Annotated in this window: 4 protein-coding genes and 1 tRNA gene; 3 read left to right on the top strand and 2 right to left on the bottom strand. The window is 59.6% G+C overall.

Features of this window, described 5'->3' with window-relative positions; translation table 11 throughout:
• The first annotated feature begins 113 nt into the window (after window positions 1-113).
• Complete coding sequence (locus VGL22_RS07545) at window positions 114-2,036, top strand: CocE/NonD family hydrolase (RefSeq protein WP_465266295.1); 1,923 nt, start codon at window positions 114-116, stop codon at window positions 2,034-2,036.
• Between the two features lie 53 nt (window positions 2,037-2,089).
• Here VGL22_RS07545 and VGL22_RS07550 read toward each other — a convergent pair whose 3' ends face one another.
• Entirely contained in the window at window positions 2,090-3,223 is a 1,134-nt protein-coding gene (locus VGL22_RS07550) for an MFS transporter (protein ID WP_465266296.1), read from the bottom strand.
• Window position 3,224: 1 nt separating this feature from the next.
• On the bottom strand, window positions 3,225-4,301 hold the full coding sequence (locus VGL22_RS07555) for a LacI family DNA-binding transcriptional regulator (RefSeq protein ID WP_465266297.1): 1,077 nt from the start codon (window positions 4,299-4,301) through the stop codon (window positions 3,225-3,227).
• A 249-nt stretch (window positions 4,302-4,550) separates the two neighbouring features.
• Between VGL22_RS07555 and VGL22_RS07560 the strand changes: the two genes are divergently transcribed.
• Window positions 4,551-5,516 carry a hypothetical protein gene (locus VGL22_RS07560; RefSeq protein ID WP_465266298.1) on the top strand — a complete coding sequence of 322 codons (966 nt, stop codon included), beginning with the start codon at window positions 4,551-4,553 and terminating at the stop codon, window positions 5,514-5,516.
• Window positions 5,517-5,617: 101 nt separating this feature from the next.
• A tRNA-Ser gene (locus VGL22_RS07565) sits at window positions 5,618-5,707 on the top strand.
• The last annotated feature ends 293 nt before the right edge of the window (window positions 5,708-6,000 follow it).

A 6,000-nucleotide genomic window follows, 5' to 3' on the forward strand; every position in this document is an offset into this window, starting at 1 on the left:
AACATTTTGGGCTGGCCAAGCCAGGCTGCGAAGATGATTCGAGGTGACGCAACCGCGCCCGCTCCACGCGCCGCGGTGCAGTACCCTTGCTCTCAAGAGAGGTCGCACGCCAAATGTTCACTGCCCTGCGTCGCTGGGTCGGCGCCTTCGCATTTGTCTCCCTGTCACTTGCCGCAATGCATGCACAGCAATCCGCCTCGTCCACAGATGACTTCGTCAAGGGGCACTACACCAAATATGAGTTCCGCATCCCCATGCGCGACGGCAAGCGCCTGTTTACCGCCGTCTACGTGCCGAAGATGGGAGCCTTCCCTGCCGATCAGGGCCCCTATCCGTTTCTGATGGATCGCACACCCTACAGCGTCACGCCCTATGGCGAGGACAAGTTCCCCGCGCACCTGGGTCCTTCGGACGAGTTCGAAAAGGCCGGCTACATCTTTGTTTACCAAGACGTACGCGGCCGCTACATGAGTGAAGGCGACTTCGTAGAGATGCGTCCGCATATCGACGAGAAAAAGGCGCCGCAGGACGTGGATGACTCCTCCGACACCTACGACACTATCGAATTCCTCCTCAAGAATGTCTCCGGCAACAATGGCAATGTCGGCATCTGGGGCATTTCGTACCCGGGCTTCTACACCTCGGCCTCCATCATTGACTCGCATCCGGCCCTGCTGGCAGCCAGCCCGCAGGCGCCTATGACCGATCTCTTTATGGGCGACGATGCGTACCACGGCGGCGCGTTCATGCTCTCGGCGAACTTTGGCTTTTATGTCTTATTCCGCCCACAGAAAGACCCCTCGCCGCCCGCGCAGACCGTGCCGTTCGACTTCGGCACGCCTGATAGCTACCAGTTCTATCTCAAGACGGGTGACCTCGCGAATCTCGAATCGCAGTATCTGCGGGGATCGAACTGGCTGTTCAGCGACCAGATGAATCACAACACCTACGACAGCTACTGGCAGGCGCGCGATCTTTCCCGCCACATGAAGAATGTGAAGTGCGCCGTGCTGGTGGTCGGCGGCTGGTATGACGCGGAGGACCTGAGCGGGCCCTACCGCACTTTCAACGCCATCCACAAAATGAATCCAGACACCCCAGCCACACTGGTCGAAGGCCCCTGGGTGCACGGCGGCTGGGCACGCAACGATGGCAGCCACCTGGGCGACATTCAATTCAACGCCAAAACCAGCGACTACTTCCGCGCCAACGTGCAGTTCCCTTTCTTTGAGCACTATCTCAAAGGCCGAAGTGCGGGTGCGCAGCCCAAGGCAGTCGTCTTCGAGACTGGCACCAATGTGTGGCGGCACTTCGAGCAATGGCCGCCGAAAGAAGCCACGGCAAGAACGCTCTACTTCCATGCGGGCGGTAAGCTGAGCTTCGATCCTCCGGCCGAAGCGAGAGGCGAGGATGAGTATGTGAGCGATCCAAATCATCCGGTGCCATTCGTGGGCTACACAACCGACACGGTTCCGCAGCGCTATATGGTCGACGATCAGCGCTTCGCGAGCTACCGCCCTGACGTGCTGGTATATGAGACGGATCCGCTCACCGAAGACGTAACCATTGCGGGGCCGATCTCACCGAAGCTCAAGATTGCCAGCAGCGGGACGGACTCTGACTTCGTGGTCAAACTCATCGATGTATATCCCGATGACTACAGCGACGAAGGACGCCCCAATAAGCGAGTCACCGATGCGCCTCCCCTGCAGATGGGTGCATATCAGGAGTTGCTGCGCGGCGAGCCGTTCCGCGCCAAGTTCCGGGACCACTGGGACAAACCCGAGCCGCTCACCCCCGGCGAACAGACTGACATCAACTTCACCATGCCAGACCTGTTCCACACCTTTCGCCGCGGGCATCGCATCATGGTGCAGGTGCAGAGCTCGTGGTTTCCGCTGACGGACCGCAATCCGCAGACGTTCACGGATATTCCGCACGCAAAGCCGGAGGACTTCAAGAAAGCGACGGAGCAGGTTTTCCATCAGAAAGACGCGGCCAGCGGCGTCGAGGTTCTGGTGATGCCGAGATCTTAAGCATCTTCGATCGGCCGGCACGAAGAGGGGAGCCATGGCTTCCCTCTTCGCATTCACGAGGCGATTCTCCCTCGCCTTTGCGTAAGAGGCAGCAACAGCAGAATCGACACGAGCGCCGCAGGCACGGTCGCCAAACCCACGCGCAGGCTGCCGGAAGAGGCAGAGATCCATCCTGTAAGCCACGGCAGCACCGATCCCCCGAAGCCGCAGATCGAAAGCACCCAGCGCGAATCGGACGCATTGCGCGCGCGGGTAAAAAAGCGCGCCAGCATCAGCGGAAACACCGGAGCAAGCGCCGCGCCCAGCACCAGCATCAAAACACCGCGCTCCACAGACCCGGGCACAACGATCAGCAACGTAGCCGCCAATGCTGCGCCCAGCACCGCCAATCCGAGGACGCGTGGCGTCTCCACTCGCAGGAGGAGCAGTGAGAACAGCCCGCGCGAACCCAGGAAACCGCACCAATAGAGGGCGGAAGACGCCGCGCCAACCGCCGCGCCGGCTCCCTCTCCGCGCATGGCAAACGTCGCCAGCCACGTGGCCGTGGTGTTCTCAATGCCCACCTCAGCGAACGTCAGCGCGGAGAAAAGCACAATCCAGGCGATATTGCGAATCCCTGACCGCAACTCTGGTGCGGACCGCTCCGGCGGATCCTCAAGCAGCAGCCAACACGCACCTGCTGCCGCAATAGCCAGAACCGCCAGAGCAGGATAGACAGCCCGGTAAGAATGCCGCAGCAGTACCTGCGCCGCCAGCAGCGGAGCAAACAGCGCGCCCAGGCTCCAGCTGAAATTTAGAAACGTGAGCGGCCCTGCGGTCGCCTGGCCGAACTTCCGCCCGGCAAACATGCTCACCGCACTCATGGGTACACCCACTCCGATGCCCAACAGCAGAAACAACGGCCGCAACAAAAGCGCATCCGTCGTGGCAATGCCCATGCACGCCAGCGTCACCAGCACAAATCCGGCGCTCATCATCTGCGCATAGCGCCCGATGCATAAAAGGGCACCGATGGCGGTTCCAGCGAAATAGAGAAAGAACAGCAGTCCGGATTGCTTGTCGGAGAGGTGAAACGTCTGCGCGATGGATGGCAGAAGCGCGCCACCAATGGCGTGCAGAACGCCGGTGAGTGCGAACGCCGCATGCAGCGCAGCCAGCGTCCTGCGATCCGACGCACTCCTTGGCATGTCAGGCCGGCTTGTTTTTGGAACTCGCGTGCTTAGGATCCGGCGGGCACGTCGACTCGCGAATGACGAGTTCAGGATGAATCGGCACCACGTCAGGGAACGATGCCTGTCCGCGAATGCGTTGCAGAAGAATCCGTGCAGCAACCACGCCCATCTGGCGCAGCGGCTGGCGAATCGTGGTCAGGCTGGGATTATGGAAGGCGGCGCCTTGGATGTCGTCAAAGCCCACCACCGAAACATCCTGGGGAACGCGCAGTCCATGATTCATCAGCGCGCGGATGGCGCCGATAGCGGCGATGTCATTAAAGGCGACAAGTGCCGAAAAATCAGCTCCCCGCTGAATCAATTCATTGGTAGGGCCAAAACCCAGTTCCGGCGTGGAAACCCGCAACTGGAGCTCCACACAAGCCTGGGGCGCCACAGTAAGCTGGAGGTCGCGGGCGACGCCCATGAGGCACTCCCAGCGCTCATCCGCATCGGAACTGTGGCTACCGCCGCGCATGAAAGCCACCTTGCGGTGTCCAAGCTGATAAAGATGACGCAGCGCCAGCTCGGCAGCCCGCTTCTGATCGAGCACAACGTTGGTGACACCCTCGATATTGCGATGCCCGGCAACTACAACTGTGGGAAGAGCCAGCGTCTTCTCGAGAATGGTATCGATGACGATGAAACCCTCCACCGAGCGCTCCATCAGCAACCGAGGATACTCCTCAATGAGGTCCGGGCGACGGCGATGGCTGGCAGTGAGATAGAAATAACCCTCTTCAATGAGGAACTCCTCCACCCCGTCGAGCACCTCAGTGGCATAGCCGTCGCTCAGCTCCGGGACCAGCACGCCGATCGAAAAGCTCTGCCGCTTGCGCAGAGAGCGCGCGTAAAAACTGGGCCGGTAATCAAACTTCGCCGCCGCCTCAGTCACGCGATCTCGCGTCTCCTGCGGAATCGATCTGACGCCGGGCGCGTTGTTGAGCACAAGCGATATGGTGGCCGGGGAGAGGTTCAGATATTCGCCCAGAGTGCGCAAACTGATGGGTTGGCCCGGTTGCGGTCCGGCGCCCGGCTTAGAACGCTTGGCCATGCACTCCTTTTGTATCATCTTCGATCAAGTACTGGAGAAAGCAGGATTTCGCTACCGCAAGACTGCGACCACCCGCCGTGTTGGGCACCTCAGGAGGAGGTCCCCCCTTTTGGTTATTGGCGGGTACACCGTTTTCGGTTACGATAGTTTTACATCTAACGAAAAAGTTTACCCTTTCGGAACTACGTTGAGATGCCCTCGCGCCCTTGGTCCAGTGCCAAGCCGAGTTATAGAGTTGGAGAACGTCTCGTGATAAAGCTCTTTTCCGTGTTCGCGCTCTCATGTGCGTGGGCAGCCACCCTCCTCCTTTCAGGCCCTCAACTGGAAGCACAGTCCCGATTTACAAGCGCCCGAGGTGTCGACGATGTGGCCCAGCCCTACTCGTCCTCGGCGTTGCCTGCGGAACCAGCTCCCGCATGGTCGTCCGCTAATCCCGCAGACCCGGGAATTACTCGCCGCGAAGATCAGTTTGTGCTGCCCGGCATGGAACAGCAATATGGAATGATGTCGCGGATGAGCATTGGCAGTTCAATCTCGCCCTTCGGCATCGGAGCCAATGGCGCTGTGATCCTCAACGAACATGTAGATGCCCGGGTGGACACAAGCTGGTTCTTCTACAACACGGGTAGAATGGAAGTCAGCGGCGTCAACGTCAATGGCGACTTCCATTTTGCGTCAGCTGCCGCCAAGCTGGATTGGTATCCCACCAAAAGCATGTGGCGCCTCAGCCCCGGGATGCTGTTTTACAACGGCAACCAGGCTTCTGCCAGGATCGACCTTCGAGGCGGAACAAACTTCAACATCAATGGAACCGATTACTGGTCCTCCACTGAGAATGCGGCCACCGGCGCTACTCCCATCACCGGAGACGTACGCATTGGGCTGCACACGCGTACGCCCGCATTTACCGTCTCCGGCGGATTCGGCAAGTTCGTTCCCCACTCTCGCCGGCACTGGTCCTTCCCGACCGAATTTGGAGTTGCCTTCACCGGTCCACCATCTCTCGATGTGACCCTTTCCGGATGGGCTTGCACCGATAAGAAGGAGACCCAGTGCACTGACATCGGTGACACCACTAACCCGGTTGGAAGCGCGTTCCAGAGCAACCTCAACACCGCTCTGACAAAGTGGCGTCATGAATTGAACAGCGTGCAGATCTACCCCATCTTCTCCACAGCGTTCATGTATAGCTTCAATCTTCCGGGGAGCCGATAACCGCAGGTCCTGAGTAGCTGCCCTTCGAGTGGCCCGCCGGCGCCTGCTGAGCGGGCCGGAATCGCGACTGCGATACACTGATGAAGCCTCTCCCGGCCAGCGGAGGGATGGGTGAGCGGTTGATACCGGCGGTCTTGAAAACCGTTGTGCCTGAAAGGGTACCGGGGGTTCGAATCCCTCTCCCTCCGCCAGCTAGCCATCTCTTTCAATAATCTACTAAAAGTTCAGAGGGAACCCCGGGCTCCCGATGACACGTGACTTACATGGGCTTCTGACCATGCTGAGACTGTGGGCGGCTGCTCCCTGGGATTAGTCAACCTGTGGGATCGCGGCATCGCAGAGAGCTTCCTGACAGGGTTCCTGGGGGCGAATCCCGGCGGGATGTTGCCGGGAAATCCGACTCGCATCGCCGATTGCAAAAACTGCTGATTCCTAAATCGATAAAGTCGCCGGTTGAGCGGATTCTTCTTGACAGCATTCATCG

The sequence above is a fragment of the Occallatibacter sp. genome, assembly GCF_036502485.1.
GTDB lineage: Bacteria > Acidobacteriota > Terriglobia > Terriglobales > Acidobacteriaceae > Telmatobacter.

Coding starts and splice junctions, on each gene's coding strand:
- VGL22_RS07545 (WP_465266295.1), top strand. CDS start 114: ATGTTCACTGCCCTGCGTCGCTGGGTCGGCGCCTTCGCATTTGTCTCC.
- VGL22_RS07550 (WP_465266296.1), bottom strand. CDS start 3,223: ATGCCAAGGAGTGCGTCGGATCGCAGGACGCTGGCTGCGCTGCATGCG.
- VGL22_RS07555 (WP_465266297.1), bottom strand. CDS start 4,301: ATGGCCAAGCGTTCTAAGCCGGGCGCCGGACCGCAACCGGGCCAACCC.